9 protein-coding genes are annotated in these 16,656 nt (G+C 73.4%); 5 read left to right on the top strand and 4 right to left on the bottom strand.

Translation table 11 applies throughout. The features are described from left to right. Nucleotides 1-312: 312 nt before the first annotated feature. A complete protein-coding gene (locus tag ACIPXC_RS08230) occupies nucleotides 313-1,152 on the bottom strand; it encodes a hypothetical protein (RefSeq protein ID WP_401614729.1) in 840 nt (279 codons plus the stop codon). A 76-nt stretch (nucleotides 1,153-1,228) separates the two neighbouring features. Further along, nucleotides 1,229-2,842, bottom strand: a complete 1,614-nt coding sequence (locus ACIPXC_RS08225) for an MFS transporter (protein ID WP_401614727.1) — start codon at nucleotides 2,840-2,842, stop codon at nucleotides 1,229-1,231. 338 nt (nucleotides 2,843-3,180) lie between these two features. On the opposite strand from ACIPXC_RS08225, the gene ACIPXC_RS08220 reads away from it, so the two are divergent. Then, complete coding sequence (locus ACIPXC_RS08220) at nucleotides 3,181-3,957, top strand: ABC transporter ATP-binding protein (RefSeq protein WP_401614971.1); 777 nt, start codon at nucleotides 3,181-3,183, stop codon at nucleotides 3,955-3,957. Beyond that, a complete protein-coding gene (locus tag ACIPXC_RS08215; RefSeq protein ID WP_401614725.1) occupies nucleotides 3,954-6,539 on the top strand; it encodes an ABC transporter permease in 2,586 nt (861 codons plus the stop codon). The genes ACIPXC_RS08220 and ACIPXC_RS08215 overlap by 4 nt, the downstream gene beginning before the upstream one ends. Before the next feature lie 114 nt (nucleotides 6,540-6,653). Here the strand turns inward: ACIPXC_RS08215 and ACIPXC_RS08210 are convergent, their stop codons facing one another. Then, complete coding sequence (locus tag ACIPXC_RS08210) at nucleotides 6,654-8,105, bottom strand: DUF2079 domain-containing protein (RefSeq protein ID WP_401614723.1); 1,452 nt, start codon at nucleotides 8,103-8,105, stop codon at nucleotides 6,654-6,656. Between the two features lie 230 nt (nucleotides 8,106-8,335). On the opposite strand from ACIPXC_RS08210, the gene mfd reads away from it, so the two are divergent. The 3 genes from mfd (at nucleotide 8,336) to ACIPXC_RS08195 (ending at nucleotide 14,290) form a co-directional block, all read left to right on the top strand. Beyond that, nucleotides 8,336-11,869: a transcription-repair coupling factor gene (gene mfd, locus ACIPXC_RS08205; protein WP_401614721.1), complete on the top strand. Its 3,534-nt coding sequence runs from the start codon at nucleotides 8,336-8,338 to the stop codon at nucleotides 11,867-11,869. A 172-nt stretch (nucleotides 11,870-12,041) separates the two neighbouring features. Continuing rightward, nucleotides 12,042-12,680 (top strand): hypothetical protein, encoded by a 639-nt coding sequence (locus ACIPXC_RS08200; RefSeq protein ID WP_401614719.1) that lies wholly within the window; start codon nucleotides 12,042-12,044, stop codon nucleotides 12,678-12,680. Then, a complete protein-coding gene (locus tag ACIPXC_RS08195) occupies nucleotides 12,677-14,290 on the top strand; it encodes a protein kinase (protein WP_401614717.1) in 1,614 nt (537 codons plus the stop codon). Before ACIPXC_RS08200 ends, ACIPXC_RS08195 begins: the two co-directional genes overlap by 4 nt. A 12-nt stretch (nucleotides 14,291-14,302) precedes the next feature. On the opposite strand, the gene ACIPXC_RS08190 is transcribed toward ACIPXC_RS08195, so the two are convergent. Then, nucleotides 14,303-16,654, bottom strand: coding sequence for a YfhO family protein (locus ACIPXC_RS08190; protein ID WP_401614715.1), 2,352 nt, complete (start codon nucleotides 16,652-16,654; stop codon nucleotides 14,303-14,305). Between the last annotated feature and the right edge of the window lie 2 nt (nucleotides 16,655-16,656).

The raw sequence follows: 16,656 nt of genomic DNA, 5'->3' as shown, positions 1-16,656 counted from the left end.
GGACGGTCGGGCTGGTCGGGAGGTGCCGTGGCCGGGGTCGGCCCGGTCGGGCTGGTCGGGCTGGTCGGGAGGTGCCGTGGCCGGGGTCGGCCCGGCGGTGGCCGTGCACCGGCAGGCGGGGTCGGCCCGGCGGCTCGCGGCCGAACTGGCCGACGCGGTGGTGGAGTTGCCGACCGGCCCGCGGGTCGGGCAGGTGCGGGAGTGCGAGGCCCACGACTGCGTGCCGCTGTTCCTTCCCGCGTACCCGCGCCGTCGCGGGAGCCTGCCAGGTCCGCTGCGGGGCGCGCCAGGACGGCGTCAGGGGGGTCACCCTCAGCTCGCCGTGTGCGGGGCCGGGAGGGCGGGGCCCGCGTAGTGGTACGGGTCGCTGCGCAGGCCCCGGGACGTCGCCACCACCGTGAAGGGCGGCTGCGCCGACGGCGGCAGGGTGGCCGTCAGGGCGCCGGTCACGGGGTCGGGCCGTGCTTCCAGCGGGGTGTCGTCGACGGTGAGGCGGGCGTCGCCGAGGCCGCCGCCCTCGACGGTGAGCCGGTCGCCGGAGAGCGAGGCGCCGGTGATCACCGGGTTGGCGCGGGTGGCCATCTTGTTGACGAGGTAGGCGCCGGCCGGGGCGCCGGTCAGGGCCCAGATCTCCTCGGGAAGGCGGGGGAGTCCCGCTCCCACGTCGGCGAGGAAGAACAGCACGACGTAGAGCATCGTGACCGCGCCCAGTGCGACGTACTGGAGGTCGATGAGGTCGGTGCGTCCGCTGTCGTTCGCGATGAGTTCCCGCAGCGGCCGCCGGCCCGACGCGGTCGGCGGGGCCGCCGGTTTGGCCAGGGTGCCGTGCTCGACGCGCAGGCCTACGACCGCCTTGGCGGCGATCAGCGCCACGTACGGGCCGCCGAGCAGGGGCAGGTAGACCGTGGTCAGCGGGGACAGCGGGCCGTCGGGGCCCTGGAAGTACCGCACGCCGCCGCCCGCGGTGAGGCCGTGGCCGAGGGTGGTGAGCAGGAGCCAGACCAGGATCACCGTCCAGGCCAGGGCGAGCGCGGTCGAGGTGGAGAGCCGGCCGTCGCGGCCGGTGACGAGGGCCGGGTGGCGGCGCAGCCGCAGGCAGATCGGGCCGGCCAGCGCGGCCAGTAAGAGCAGGGCGCACAGTGCGGATGCCATGGTGTCCCCCCGGGTGTCGGTGCTGCGTACGAGAGTCGCCGACTGCCCTGGCCATGACAAGGCGACGCGGCGGGCCTCAGTCGTCGCGCAGTTCGGGGAGGACCGGGAATCGGCGCGGGGCCACCAGGAGCAGGACGAGCAGTGCGGCGACGGCGGCGGCCGTGGCGCCCAGGAAGATGTGCTCGACGGCGGCGGCCACGGCCTCGCGCAGGTGGTCGGTGGCGGCGCGGTGGAGCAGCTCCGGGTGTTCGAGGGCCTTGGCGACGTCGTCGAGGTGGCGCGGCAGCCCCGGTACGGGGGCGTCCGCCAGGCGGGCGGCGATGGTGGCGTTGGCGACGGCGGCGAGCAGGGCGGCGCCGACGCTCTGGCCGACCTGGCGGCAGAAGAGCACCGAGGCGGTGGTGGTGCCGCGTTCGGCCCAGCCGACGGTGGACTGGACCCCGACGATCAGCGGGAGCTGGAAGAGGCCCAGGGCGGCGCCGAGCAGCAGCATGATCAGGGCGGGCTGCCAGGGCCGGGCGGGGTACGGGAGCAGGGTGAAGGAGTAGAGGACGAGCGCGGCCAGGGCGATGCCGACGGCCGCGGTGTTGCGGAAGCCGATGCGCCGGTAGACGTGTTGGCTGAGGGCGGCGGTGACGGGCCAGCTGAGGGTCATCACGGACATGACGAGTCCGGCGCCGACGGGTCCGAGGCCGAGTACGGACTGGGCGTACGTCGGCATGAAGACCATCGGGGCGACCATCAGCAGGCCGAGGGCGCCCATGGCCAGGTTGACGGCGGCGATGGTGCGCCGGCGCCACACCCAGCCGGGCAGGATCGGCTCCTCGGCCCGCCGTTCCACCCGGACCACGACCGCGGCCAGTACGGCGCTCGCGCCCAGCAGGCCCAGGGAGGGGGCGGACAGCCAGGGCCAGGCGACCCCGCCCTGGACGAGGGCGAAGAGGAGGAGGCCGCCGCAGCAGAAGACGCCGACGGCGCCCGCCCAGTCGACCGGGCCGTGGCGGCCGGGCGAGCGTACGGGTTCGGTCAGGTGACGGGTGATCATCCACAGTGCGAGGGCGGCCAGCGGCAGGTTGATCAGGAAGATCCACCGCCAGTGCGCGTAGGAGGCGAGCAGCCCGCCGAGGGCGGGGCCGGCCACGGCCGAGGTGGCCCAGACGCTGGACATGCGGGCCTGGATCCGCGGGCGTTCCCCCAGCGGGTACAGGTCGGCGGCCAGGGTCTGGACGGTGCCCTGGAGGGCGCCGCCGCCCAGGCCCTGGACGATCCGGAAGGCGATGAGGGCGGCCATGTTCCAGGCGGACGCGCACAGCAGCGAGCCGAGGAGGAAGAGGGCGATGCCGAAGAGCAGGACGGGCTTGCGGCCGAAGGTGTCGGACAGCTTGCCGTAGACCGGCAGGGTGACGGTGACGGCGAGCAGGTAGCCGGAGAAGAGCCAGGAGAAGACGGAGAAGCCGCCGAGGTCTCCGACGATCTGGGGGACGGCGGTGGCGACGATGGTGCTGTCGAGGGCGACCAGGGCCATGCCGAGCATCAGCGAGACGACCACGGGGGTCGGGGGGCGTTCGGCGGGCCGGGCGGTGCCGGCGGCGGTCGTGTCCTTGGCCGAAACCGCCGCACCGGGGGTGGTGCCCGTACGCCCGGCGGGTATGCCGTCCGGGCTTCCGTCCGTGCTGTCCGCAGCGGGCACCGAGATTCCTTCCCCTTGCACGTAGTTGCGGGGGACACCATCTCACCGCCGCCCCGCGGACGGTATCCCTCAGGCCGGGTGGTCCGGAGGGCGGACCACCCCTAAGGGTCCCTACGCACTACGGGCCAGGGGTCTTTCCTCCCGGCGGAGGAGGTGAGGGCGTCCGGCGTCTCCTTGACTGGAGCTACGAACCGGGGGCGCGGGTGGGGTTAACCCCCGGGCGGATACGGCGACGGGCACCAGCGCGCCGCAGGGCCCACCGCCGCAGACTTCCATCACGGCGGCGCAGTGACGCAGACGCACGCATGCGAAGAAGGAGACAGACCGTGACAACGGCAATGACCGAAACCAGGCACGGGGGTACTGGAGGGCATGCTGCCGTCGCGGCCCGGGCGCGGAAGGTCGTCAAGGCCTACGGCTCCGGGGAGACGCGGGTCGTCGCCCTCGACGAGGTGGACGTGGACATCATGCGCGGCCGGTTCACCGCGATCATGGGCCCTTCGGGTTCCGGCAAGTCCACGCTGATGCACTGCCTCGCCGGCCTCGACACGGTGACCAGCGGGCAGATCCACCTGGACGACACCGAGATCACCGGGCTGAAGGACAAGAAGCTCACGCGGCTGCGCCGCGACCGGATCGGCTTCATCTTCCAGGCCTTCAACCTGCTGCCCACGCTCAACGCCCTGGAGAACATCACGCTCCCCATGGACATCGCGGGCCGCAAGCCCGACGCGCAGTGGCTGAACCGGGTGGTGGAGACCGTGGGCCTGGCCGGCCGGCTGAGGCACCGTCCCACCGAGCTGTCCGGAGGCCAGCAGCAGCGCGTGGCCGTCGCCCGTGCCCTCGCCGCCCGCCCCGAGATCATCTTCGGTGACGAGCCGACCGGAAACCTGGACTCCCGTGCCGGCGCCGAGGTCCTCGGCTTCCTGCGCCGTTCGGTGGACGAGCTCGGCCAGACCATCGTCATGGTCACCCACGATCCCGTCGCCGCCTCCTACGCCGACCGCGTCATCTTCCTGGCCGACGGCCGGATCGTCGACGAGATGCACGCGCCCACCGCCGACCAGGTCCTGGACCGCATGAAGGACTTCGACGCGCGCGGGCGGACCTCATGAGCAACACGGTCCTGAAGACCTCGCGGCGCAACTTCGTCGCGCACAAGGGGCGGATGCTCCTCTCGGCCGTCGCGGTCCTGCTGTCCGTCGCCTTCGTCTGCGGCACGCTGGTGTTCACCGACACGATGAACACCACCTTCGACAAGCTGTTCGCCGTCACCAACTCCGACGTCACGGTCAGCCCCAAGGCCGCCGAGGGCGGGGACGAGACCCCCGACCGCGGCAAGCCGGAGATGCTGGCCGGCTCGGTCGTCGAGCAGGTCGGGAAGGCGCAGGGCGTCAAGAGCGCCGAGGGCGGCGTCGTCTCCATGGCCGTCACGGTGGTCAACGCCAAGAACGAGAACATGGGCTCGACCACCGGCGCCCCGACCATCGCGGGCAACTGGAGCGACAACGAGCTCAAGTCCATGAAGATCACCTCGGGGCGGGCGCCGCGCGGCCCCACCGAGGTGATGGTCGACGCCGACACCGCGAAGAAGCACGGCCTGAAGCTCGGTGACGAGCTGCGCACCATCGCCGTCACCGGCGACACCCGCGCCAGGATCACCGGTATCGCCACCTTCACCGTGACCAACCCGGGCGCGGCCGTCGTCTACTTCGACACGCCCACCGCGCAGCAGGCGCTGCTCGGCTCCGCCGACTCCTTCACGCACGTCAACGTCACCGCCCAGGACGGGGTGAGCGACGAGCAGCTCAAGGCGAACGTCGCGAGTGCCGTCGGTGCGGACACCTACAAGCTGCAGACCGCCAAGGAGGCCGCGGACGCCGGCCGCAAGGACGTCGGCGCCTTCCTCGACATCATGAAGTACGTGATGCTGGGCTTCGCCGGCATCGCCTTCCTCGTCGGCATCTTCCTGATCTTCAACACCTTCTCCATGCTGGTCGCCCAGCGCACCCGTGAGATCGGCCTGATGCGTGCCGTCGGCGCCGACAGCGGGCAGGTCCTGCAGTCCGTGGTCGTCGAGGCCTTCCTGCTCGGCGTGGTCGGTTCGGTCCTGGGTGTCGCCGCGGGCGTGGGCCTGGCCGTCGGCCTCATGGCGCTCATGGGCCAGATGGGCATGCACCTGTCCACCGACGATCTGACCATCGCCTGGACCACCCCCGTCGTCGGCATCGTCCTCGGCGTCGTCGTCACGGTGATCTCCGCCTTCGTCCCGGCCCGCCGCGCCGGCAAGGTCTCCCCGATGGCCGCGCTGCGCGAAGCCGGCACCCCGGGCGACAAGAAGGCCGGCCGGGTCCGGGCCGCGCTCGGGCTGGTCCTCACCGCCGTCGGCGGCGGGGCCCTCTACCTCGCCGGGTCGGCGGAGAAGGCCGGGGCCGGATCGCTCTGGCTGGGCGTGGGTGTCGTCCTGACCCTGATCGGCTTCATCGTGATCGGCCCGCTGCTCGCCGCGGGCGTGGTGCGGGTGCTCTCCGGCGTGGTCCTGCGGCCCTTCGGGTCCGTGGGCCGGCTCGCCGAGCGCAACGCCCTGCGTAACCCGCGCCGCACCGGCGCCACCGCCGCCGCGCTGATGATCGGCCTCGCACTGGTCGCCTGCCTGTCGGTGGTCGGCTCCTCGATGGTGGCCTCCGCGACCGACGAGCTCGACAAGTCGGTCGGCGCGGACTACATCGTCGCCTCCGAGTCCCAGCAGCCGGTCCTGCCGCAGGCCGAACAGGCCCTGCGCGCCACCGCCGGCCTCGACCACGTCACCGCCTACCGCCAGGTGGACGTCAAGCTGACCGCGCTCGACGGCACCACCGAGGAGACCGGCCTCGGCGCGACCGACCCGACGTACGCCAAGGACATCCGGCGCAAGATGACCGCCGGCGAGCACGCGGCGGCCTACGGCGCCGGGTCCATGTCGGTCGGCTCGCTGTACGCCACCGCGCACGGCATCAAGCTCGGTGACGAGATGACCGTCGCGTTCACCGGCGGCAGCACGGTCAAGCTGAAGGTCGCGGCGATCACCAGCGACGAGGGCAACCTCGACAAGGGCATGAAGTACATCAGCACCGAGACCGCCCGGGCGAACGTGCCGGCGGACCGGATGCCGCTGCCCTTCATGCTGCTGGCCACCGCGAAGGACGGGCAGTCCGACGCCGCCGCGTACAAGGCGGTCAAGGCGGCCATGGCCGAGTACCCGCAGTACGTGGTGCGCAACCAGGCCGACTACAAGCAGGCCCTGAAGGACCAGGTCGGGCAGCTGCTGAACATGGTCTACGGGCTCCTCGGCCTCGCGATCATCGTCGCGGTCCTGGGCGTCGTGAACACCCTGGCCCTGTCGGTGGTCGAGCGGACCCGCGAGATCGGCCTGATGCGCGCCATCGGCCTCTCCCGCCGCCAGCTGCGCCGCATGATCCGCCTGGAGTCGGTGGTCATCGCCCTCTTCGGCGCCCTCCTCGGCCTCGGGCTGGGCATGGGCTGGGGGGCCACCGCGCAGCAACTGCTGGCACTGGAGGGACTGAAGGTCCTGGAGATCCCGTGGCCGACGATCATCGGGGTGTTCGCCGGATCCGCCTTCGTGGGCCTGTTCGCCGCACTGGTCCCGGCCTTCCGGGCGGGACGGATGAACGTTCTGAACGCGATCGCGAGCGAGTGACCGGCGCCGCGTTCGTACGGGGGTAGGCGCAGGCCCGGGACGGAAACCGTCCCGGGCCTGCGCCTTTTCCCTGTCCGAGCCGGGCGGGCCGGGCCGGGCCGGGCCGGGCGGCGGTCAGCCGGTGCTGTCCCGCTGCATCAGGACGATCCCGCCGGCCTCGCCCACCAGGGTGTAGCGCTCACCGGGGTGGAGCTGCGAGGCGTAGACGGTCGGGTCCTCGCCGGCCCACTTGTTGCCGTTGTCGATGGTGATCCAGTCGGGTACGACGCCCTTGCTGCCGCCGATCCACAGGACGCGGCAGCGGGAGGTCAGCCGGGTCAGCGGGGTGGTGTCCGCCTCCACGGTGGCACCGTCGGGGATCCGGGAGAGGAGCCTTTCGACGGCGACGGCCCGTTCGGGCTTCTCGTACGTGGACGCCTCCGTGAGCTTGGCGGTCGGCATGCTGGTCATGGCCAGGGCGAGGGACGCGGCGAGCACGGCCGTGGGCAGTTGGAGGGCGTAGGAGCGCAGCCAGGGGCGGTTGCCGCGGCGGACGGTGTCGACGGCGTCGACCAGGGCGAGGGCGACGACGGGCATCAGCACGGCGCTGTAGTGCCAGTCGGTGGACCAGTAGTGGTCGTCCCCGGACAGGAACCGCCAGCCGAGGGTGGGGGCTGCGACCAGCAGCAGCGGGGAGCGCAGGGCGAGCAGGCCGGAGGTGGGGATCAGTACCCAGCCCAGTGTGGCCAGCTTGGTGTCGATGCCGGCGAAGGGCCCCGCCCCGTCGATCTTGTGCCAGTAGCCGTATCCGTCGGTCGCGAAGGCCGGTATGAACACGGTGAACACCAGGACGGCGAACACGCAGGCGGCCGCGGCGATGCCGAGCGCGGTCCAGGCGGTGCGCCGGTCGGTGGTGCGGCTGCGCCAGGCCACCACCACGGCCAGGGCGGCCAGCGTGAAGCCGAGGTCCTCCTTGACCAGGAGCAGCGGCAGCCCCCACAGCAGGGCGGCCCGCCAGCGCCGGTCCAGGACCGCCTCCAGGGCGAAGGCCAGCAGCGGCACGGCGAAGGCGATCTCGTGGAAGTCGAACTCCACCGCCCGCTGGACGCCCCAGGACAGGCCGTACGCGACGGCGACGGCGATCCCGCGGGCCCGGCCCAGGAGCCGTGCGGCCGCCCGCGTGACGGGGACGGCGGAGAGCGCGAACAGCGCGGCCTGGACGACCAGCAGGGTGACCGGCCCGGGGAAGACCCGGTAGACGGGGGCGACGAGCGCGATGATCGGGCTGAAGTGGTCGCCGAGGATGTTGGCCCCCGGCCCCTTCAGGTCGGCGACGGGCTCCTGGAGGTGGGCGTACGCACGGATCGCCTGCTCGAAGATCCCCAGGTCCCAGGAGGCCCAGTCCATGCGCCGGAACCGGCCGACGGACAGCACGAGGTAGACGAGGAAGAGCCCGGCGGCCACCGCCCAGGGGCCGGCCCAGCGGGGTGCGGCCGCTCTCGTCGGGACCTGGGCCGCCGGTGCCGGGCGGGCTATGGCATCGCTCGTCACGGACTCGTGCTCCTCGGCCGTTCGGCGTGAACTCATGCGGAAAGGGACGCGGCGAGCTCAGGCGGTGGTTACGTGAACATCGTAAAGCGGGAGCAACGTCACAAGGATGATGAGGGTCCCGGCCCGCGTCGTGGCCCGAATCCCTCGCGCGCCGGTGTGGGCTCCGTCGTAGGGTGGGAACCCCCGGCCCGTACGACGTGTCGGGTCCTTCGCGTTGCCCCCTCACGCCCGCAAGCCCCAGACCTCACCGGACGGAAAGCCCCCTCATGAGCCTGCACGGACTGCTCGACGCCGTCACCCGGGACGCCGCCCTCACCGAGGCGGTCACCGCGGCCGGCGACGGCAACCGCATGCACGTGGACCTCGTCGGACCGGCCGCGGCGCGGCCCTTCGCGATCGCCGCGCTGGCCCGGCGGACCGAGCGGACCGTGCTCGCGGTCACCGCCACCGGGCGGGAGGCCGAGGACCTGGCCGCGGCGCTGCGCTCCCTGCTGCCGCCCGACGAGGTGGCCGAGTACCCGTCCTGGGAGACGCTGCCGCACGAGCGGCTGAGCCCGCGCAGCGACACCATGGGCCGGCGGCTCGCCGTCCTGCGCCGCCTGGTGCACCCCAGCAAGGACGACCCGGCCGCAGGGCCCGTGAGCGTGATCGTCGCCCCCATCCGGTCCGTGCTCCAGCCGCAGGTCAAGGGCCTGGGGGACCTCGTGCCGGTGAGCCTGCGGCAGGGCGCGACCGCCGATCTGGGCGAGGTCACCGAGGCCCTGGCAGCGGCCGCGTACGCCCGCGTCGAGCTGGTCGAGAAGCGCGGCGAGTTCGCCGTGCGCGGCGGCATCCTCGACGTCTTCCCGCCCACCGAGGAACACCCGCTGCGCGTGGAGTTCTGGGGCGACGAGGTCGAGGAGATCCGCTACTTCAAGGTCGCCGACCAGCGTTCCCTGGAGATCGCCGAGCACGGCCTGTGGGCGCCGCCCTGCCGTGAACTGCTGCTGACGGACGCCGTGCGGGAGCGGGCCCTGGCCCTCGCCGAGGCGCACCCGGAACTCGGCGAACTCCTCGGCAGGATCGCCGAGGGAATCGCGGTGGAGGGCATGGAGTCCCTCGCCCCGGTCCTGGTCGACGACATGGAGCTGCTGATCGACGTGCTGCCCGCCGGGGCGATGGCCGTGGTCTGCGACCCGGAGCGGGTACGGACCCGGGCCGCCGACCTCGTCGCGACCAGCCAGGAGTTCCTGATGGCGTCCTGGGCGGCCACCGCGGGCGGCGGCGAGGCCCCCATCGACGTCGGCGCGGCCTCGCTGCGGGGCATCGCGGAGGTCCGCGACCGGGCCCGCGAACTCGGCATGATGTGGTGGTCGGTCTCCCCGTTCGCCGCGGACGACACCGACCTGGCCGCCGACACCCTCAAGCTCGGCATGCACGCCCCGGAGGCCTACCGCGGCGACACCGCCCGCGCGCTGGCCGACACCAAGGGCTGGATCGCCGACGGCTGGCACACCGTCTACCTCACCGAGGGCCACGGACCGGCCGCCCGCACCGTCGAGGTGCTCGCCGGCGAGGGCATCGCCGCCCGGCTGGAGCCGGACCTGGGCGCCCTGGAGCCGAGCCTGGTCCACGTCGCCTGCGGGTCGGTCGACAACGGCTTCGTCGACCCGGTCCTGCGCCTGGCGGTGCTCACCGAGACCGACCTGACCGGGCAGCGGACCGCCACCAAGGACCTCGGCAGGATGCCGACCCGCCGCCGCAAGACGATCGACCCGCTGACCCTGGAGGCCGGCGACCACATCGTCCACGAGCAGCACGGCGTGGGCCGCTACGTGGAGATGGTGCAGCGCACGGTGCAGGGCGCCACCCGCGAGTACCTGCTGGTGGAGTACGCACCGGCCAAGCGCGGCCAGCCCGGGGACCGCCTCTACATCCCCACCGACCAGCTGGAGCAGGTCACCAAGTACGTCGGCGGCGAGGCCCCGACCCTGCACCGGCTCGGCGGCGCCGACTGGACCAAGACCAAGGCGCGCGCGAAGAAGGCGGTCAAGGAGATCGCCGGCGACCTCATCAAGCTCTACAGCGCGCGCATGGCCGCGCCCGGGCACACCTTCGGGCCCGACACCCCCTGGCAGCGCGAGCTGGAGGACGCCTTCCCGTACGCGGAGACGCCCGACCAGCTCACCACCATCGCCGAGGTCAAGGAGGACATGGAGAAGTCGGTCCCCATGGACCGGCTGATCTGCGGCGACGTCGGCTACGGCAAGACCGAGATCGCGGTCCGGGCGGCCTTCAAGGCGGTCCAGGACGGCAAGCAGGTCGCCGTCCTCGTACCGACCACGCTGCTCGTGCAGCAGCACTTCGGGACCTTCTCCGAGCGCTACAGCCAGTTCCCGGTCAACGTCAGGGCGCTGTCCCGCTTCCAGAGCGAGACCGAGTCCAAGGCCACCATGGAGGGGCTGAAGGAGGGCTCGGTGGACGTGGTCATCGGCACCCACCGGCTGTTCTCGCAGGAGACGAAGTTCAAGGACCTGGGCCTGGTCATCGTCGACGAGGAGCAGCGCTTCGGCGTCGAGCACAAGGAGCAGCTGAAGAAGCTGCGGGCCAACGTCGACGTGCTGACGATGTCCGCGACGCCGATCCCGCGCACCCTGGAGATGGCGGTGACCGGCATCCGCGAGATGTCGACGATCACCACCCCGCCGGAGGAGCGCCACCCGGTGCTCACCTTCGTCGGCCCCTACGAGGAGAAGCAGATCGGCGCGGCCATCCGCCGTGAACTGCTGCGCGAGGGACAGTGCTTCTACATCCACAACCGGGTCGAGTCCATCGACCGGGCGGCGGCCAAGCTGCGCGAGATCGTGCCCGAGGCGCGGATCGCGACGGCGCACGGCCAGATGTCGGAGCAGGCGCTGGAGCAGGTCGTCGTCGACTTCTGGGAGAAAAAGTTCGACGTGCTGGTCTCCACCACCATCGTCGAGTCCGGCATCGACATCTCCAACGCCAACACCCTCATCGTGGAGCGCGGCGACAACTTCGGCCTCTCGCAGCTGCACCAGCTGCGCGGCCGCGTCGGCCGCGGCCGCGAGCGCGGATACGCCTACTTCCTGTACCCGCCGGAGAAGCCGCTGACGGAGACCGCGCACGAGCGGCTCGCGACGATCGCCCAGCACACCGAGATGGGCGCCGGCATGTACGTGGCGATGAAGGACCTGGAGATCCGCGGCGCGGGCAACCTGCTCGGCGGCGAGCAGTCCGGTCATATCGCGGGCGTCGGCTTCGACCTCTACATCCGCATGGTCGGTGAGGCGGTGGCCGACTACCGGGCCGCGGTCGAGGGCGGGGTGGAGGAGGAGCCGCCGCTGGAGGTCAAGATCGAGCTGCCGGTCGACGCGCACGTCCCGCACGACTACGCGCCCGGCGAGCGGCTGCGCCTGCAGGCGTACCGCTCCATCGCGTCGGCCGCCTCGGAGGCGGACATCAAGGCCGTGCGCGAGGAACTCACCGACCGCTACGGCAAGCTGCCGGAGCCGGTGGAGAACCTGCTGCTGGTGGCCGGGCTGCGGATGCTGGCGCGGGCCTGCGGGGTCGGTGACATCACCCTCCAGGGCAACAATGTCCGCTTCGGGCCGGTGGAGTTGCGCGAGTCGCAGGAGCTGCGGCTCAAGCGGCTCTACCCGGGTACGGTCCTCAAGCCGGCGACCTCGCAGATCCTGGTCCCCCGCCCCAAGGCGGGCAGGATCGGCGGCAAGCCGGTGGTCGGCCGGGAACTGCTGGCCTGGACGGGCGAGTTCCTCACCACCATCCTCGGCTCGTAGCGCGCGAGGCCGCGGCCAGGGAGCGGCGTGCTCCCGGGCCGCGGCCGCGTCCGCCCCGCCGGGGGTCGTGCTGCGACCCTGCAACGGTTGCGCGCATCCCCTCACTGATGGCCGGGAACGCTGTATACCCTCGGATCCGAAACCTCTTCCGCACGGCCCGTCAGGAGCAGCGATGCACGGCCCCGGCCTTCCGCCGCAGCACGCCCCCCAGTCCACCTCGGGCGGTGTGGTGGCACTGCGCGTGGTGTTCATGCTGCTGCCCGTCCTGAGCTGCGGTTTCCTGGCCTGGGGCGCGATGCTGAGGCTGGCGCTGGTCACCCGTAGGTCCCGGGACTGGGGGCTGCTGGTGCTCAGCGGTGTGCTCGCGGTCGTCTGGCTGACGCTGATCCAGCTCGACCCCACCCCCGACGTCAACGGCTGGCAGGGCAACCTGGGTGCCGGTGGCTCGATCCTCACCGGCTTCGCGGTCTGCGTGTACTTCCTCGTCGCCGACATCAAGCACCACGAGGCCCTGCGGTCGGCGGCGCCCGCGCCCTGGTATCCGGGGCAGCCCGCGCCCTACGGCCACCCGCAGCAGCCCGCGCCCTCCTACGGCTACCCGCACGCGCAGGCCCCGACGGTGATCTCGGGCCGGACGCCGGCCGTGCCGCAGGTGCCGCAGGTGCCGCCGCAGCCGACGCCGCCCCCGCGCATCGGGCAGGTCCGGGCCGAACTCGACGAGCTCAGTGAGCTGCTGCGCAAGCAGACCCCGCCGCCCGGCGGACACCACCAGGACCCCGACCAGACCGCCTTCCGGGATCCGCAGCAGTGACCGACCGCCTCATCGCGGACCGCTACCAGCTGGCGAGCGTTCTGGGACAGGGCGGCATGGGCCAGGTCTGGACGGCCTACGACCGGCGCCTGGACCGGCGGGTCGCCGTCAAGCTGCTGCGCCCGGACAAGGTCGCGGGTCCCGGAACGGTCGCGGAGGAGCTGCGCCGCCGTTTCGTGCGCGAATGCCGGGTCACGGCGCAGGTGGACCACCCGGGTCTGGTCACCGTCCATGACGCGGGCAGCGACGGTGACGAGCTGTTCCTCGTGATGGGTTACGTCGAGGGCTCCGACCTCGCCGACCACCTGGCCGCGCACAGCCCCTACCCGTGGCAGTGGGCCGTCGCGGTCGTCGCGCAGCTGTGCTCGGTGCTGTCGGCCGTGCACGCCGTGCCGATCGTCCACCGCGACCTGAAGCCGCGCAACGTGATGGTCCGCCCGGACGGCACCGTCCTGGTCCTCGACCTCGGCGTGGCCTCGGTCATGGACACCGACACCACCCGCCTCACCAGCACCGGAACGCCCATCGGCAGCCCGGCGTACATGGCGCCCGAGCAGGCGATGAGCGGCGCCGTGGGCCCGTACACCGACCTGTACGCGCTCGGCGTGCTCCTGTACGAACTCCTCAGCGGAAACGTCCCCTTCGCCGGGTCCACCGCCCTGGGCGTGCTGCACCGGCACCTGTACGAGGCCCCGGTCCCGGTCCGGCCGCAGCGCCCGGAGGTCCCGCAGGAGCTGGAGGCGCTCCTGATGCGCCTGCTCGCCAAGGACCCGCAGGACCGGCCGTCCTCGGCACAGGAGGTCTACGAGGCCCTCGCCCCGCTGCTGCCGGCCCCGGGCGGCCGCGGCGCCTTTGGCCCGCTCGACCCGACGCGGCCCTTCGTACGGCCCCAGGCGCCCTGGCCGGACCGGGCCTCGGTGATCCCGCCGAGGCCGGCCGGCCCGCCGACGGGCACGCCGACGGGCACGCCGACATCCCCGCCGACGGGCACTCCCGTGCCGCCGACCCCCACGTCCGCGCCGACGCCGACGCGGACCCCCGCGCCGGTTCCGGTGCCGCAGAAGCCCGACATCCCGGGCGCGGTGGACCAGGCCCGCACGCTCCTCGACCAGGGTCGGCTCACGCAGGCCGTGGACATCCTCGGCGGGATCCTCCCGGCGGCGGCTGCCGAGCACGGCGAGCACTCGCCGGTGGTCCGCTCCCTGCGCAAGCAGTACGCGGCCACCCTGATGGACGACGGCCAGTACCGTCGGGCCCTGCCCGAACTGCGCCGTCTCGCGGAGGAGTTCCCGGCGGGCGACCCGCAGTCCCTGCGGTTCCGCTACGACGCGGCGCAGTGCCTGGAGCAGTTGGGCGAGCCGGCCGCCGCCCTGGCGGAGTACCGCTCGCTGCTCCCCTACTTCGAGAACCGCTACGCCAATCCGGACCAGGCGCTGCCGCTGGAGATCCGCCGCCGGATCGCGCACCTGCTGCTCTCCCTCGGCGACCGGCCGGCGGCCCACGACACCCTGGCCCGGCTGCTGTTCGACGCGGAGCGCCTGCACGGACCGGCCCATCCCTTCCCGTCGGAGGTACGCCGCACGCTGCAGTGGCTGAGCCAGGTCCGCTGAGGGCCCGGCCCGTCACGCCCGCCGGCGGGAGCCGCGGGCCCCGGCCGCGGTGACCGCGAGCAGGGTCAGGGCCGCCGCGGCGACCGCCAGCCCGGGGAGCAGCCCGGGCGGCCGGAAGGAGCAGGCGACCCGGGTGGTGCCGGGGGTGAGCGGGACCGCGACCAGTCCCAGGTGGGCCGAGGCGGGGCGGCCGTTGCAGGTCCAGCCGGCGATCGCGGGGACGGAGAGGACCGCCGTGCCGGTGGTGCCCGCGGGCAGGTCGGCCCGGATGCCGGAGGACCCGACCCGGACGGAGGTCGCGGCCGTGGCGCGCAGGGCGGCCACCGCCGCGTCGAGGCGGGTGCGGTCCAGGCAGGACAGGGTCCAGCGGGGCGGCGGGGCCGCGTCGAAGACCAGCGCCGAGGAGGCCCCGCGGGAGGGTCCCAGCGGCTGGAGGGCCGCCCGGTTGCGGGGGGCGCTGCCGTTGAGCCGGAAGGCCGGGCCGTCGGCGAGTCGGGCCGTGGCGTTGTACTCCGGCGCCCACAGGTAGGCCTCGGTGCCCGCGCGGCAGACGCCGGGGGCGAGCGGGTCCTCGTACACGCGGGCGCCCAGCAGGAGTTCCTGGTTGGCGAAGGGCGAGTCGCCGTAGGAGCCGGGTGCGCCGGGCGGGCGGGTCGTCACCAGCGGGGGCACCTCGGCGCGCAGGACCGAGCCGTCCGGCCGGAGGCGGGCGCCGACGGCGAAGACGGCGTCGGTGACCGGATTGTCGATGCTCTGGACGTTGCGGCCGCGCGAGGTCCAGCCGGCGCCGAGCGCGGCCATCGTCCGAGTGAACACCTCGGGGGTGTGGCTGCTGTAGTACGCGCCGCCCTCGCCGCCCAGCAGCAGCGGGTCGTTGCCCGACAGGGCGGGCCGGCTCGGGTCGGTGCGGTACGCGGGCCAGCCCTCGGCCGCCGCGAGGGCCGCGGCGCGCGCGGTGTGGGAGGCCCCCCAGGACGGGTAGTCGTCGAGGGCGCCGAGCTTGCCCCGGTGGCCGGAGGCGGTGGTCGCCGAGGCCTGCGCGAGCAGGACCAGGGCCAGCAGTCCGGCCGCCGGCAGTGCGGCTCGCCGGTGGCGCAGCGCCCACCAGGCCGCGCCCGCTGCCGCCAGGCCACCGGCGAACAGCGCGTACCCCCAGGTCGTGGTCAGGGTGCTGGTGCGTGCCCACAGGGCGGCGGCGGCCAGGACGCCCGCGCCCGCGGCCAGCGCCGCCGGCCGCGGCGGTCCGCCCGCGAGTGCGGCCCAGGCGGCGATGACGGCGATCCCGGCCAGGACGAAGGTCTGCCGGTACGGGCTGCCGTTGGGCGTGGCGAACAGGTGCCAGGCCAGATGGGCCGGCGCCCACTGCAGGGAGAGCGCCACGGCCGCCGTCAGCCCCGTCCACCACAGCCGGTCGCGCGGCGGCACGGCCCGGTGGAAGGGCAGTGCGGCGACCAGCAGCAGCGTGCCGGTGCCGACGAAGACGGCGGGGGAGGAGAAGGAGTACGTCCCCGGCAGCAGCCGTGCGAAGAGGTCCGCCCACGGCACCGGCCGGAACTCCCTGACCCACCCCGGGTAGGCCTGCCCCGAGCTGAGGAACAGCGGGAGCAGGACCGGCGCCGCCAGCGCGATGCCGAGCACGGTGCTCCCGGCCGCCCGGGCGATCACCGCGGTCCGGGCCCGCAGACCCTCCCGGGTCAGCACCACCCGTACCAGCAGGACCAGGGCGGCGCCGAGCGTCGCCATGTAGGCGGTGTAGAAGTTCGCGGTCCAGCAGACGGCGACGACCAGCGGGGCGAGCAGCACCCGCCGCCCGCGCAGGGCCCATTCGCCGGTCAGGCACAGCAGCGGGAAGGCGATCAGGCCGTCCAGCCACATCGGGTTGTAGGAGGCCTCGATCACCGACCAGCCGCACAGCGCGTAGGAGGCCCCGAGCAGGCCGGCCGCCCACCACGGCCCCCGGTGGAGGGTGCGCAGCAGCCAGGCCATGGCGGCAGCGGCGGCGGCCGTCTTCAGCACGGTGACGACGTACACGGCCAGGTCGATGTCGGCGCGCGGGAAGACGGCGACGAGGACGGAGAACGGGCCGGTCAGGTAGGTGCCGAGGTCGGGCAGGAAGCTCGTGCCGTAGCCGGACTGCCAGTTGAACAGCAGTCCGCCGTGCGCACGGCCGTGCAGGAGGTCCCACAGGTGCGCGTGGAAGGGTACGAACTGATTGCCGAGGTCGTTGACGCTGCGGTGGCGCGGTCCGTAGGGGAAGACGCGGGCGGCGGCATCCCCGGCGCACACGGCCACCGCCGTGAGCAGGGCGGCGAGCGCCGAACCGGACGGACTGCGGTGGCGCGGCGAGCGGTGCGGTGTGGGCATGG

Origin of the sequence: Streptomyces sp. NPDC090021, assembly GCF_044748225.1 — a bacterium.
In the GTDB taxonomy this organism is placed as follows: domain Bacteria; phylum Actinomycetota; class Actinomycetes; order Streptomycetales; family Streptomycetaceae; genus Streptomyces.
The sequence above is the reverse complement of the archived record's forward strand: the minus strand, read 5'-3'. Positions and strand labels throughout refer to the sequence as shown.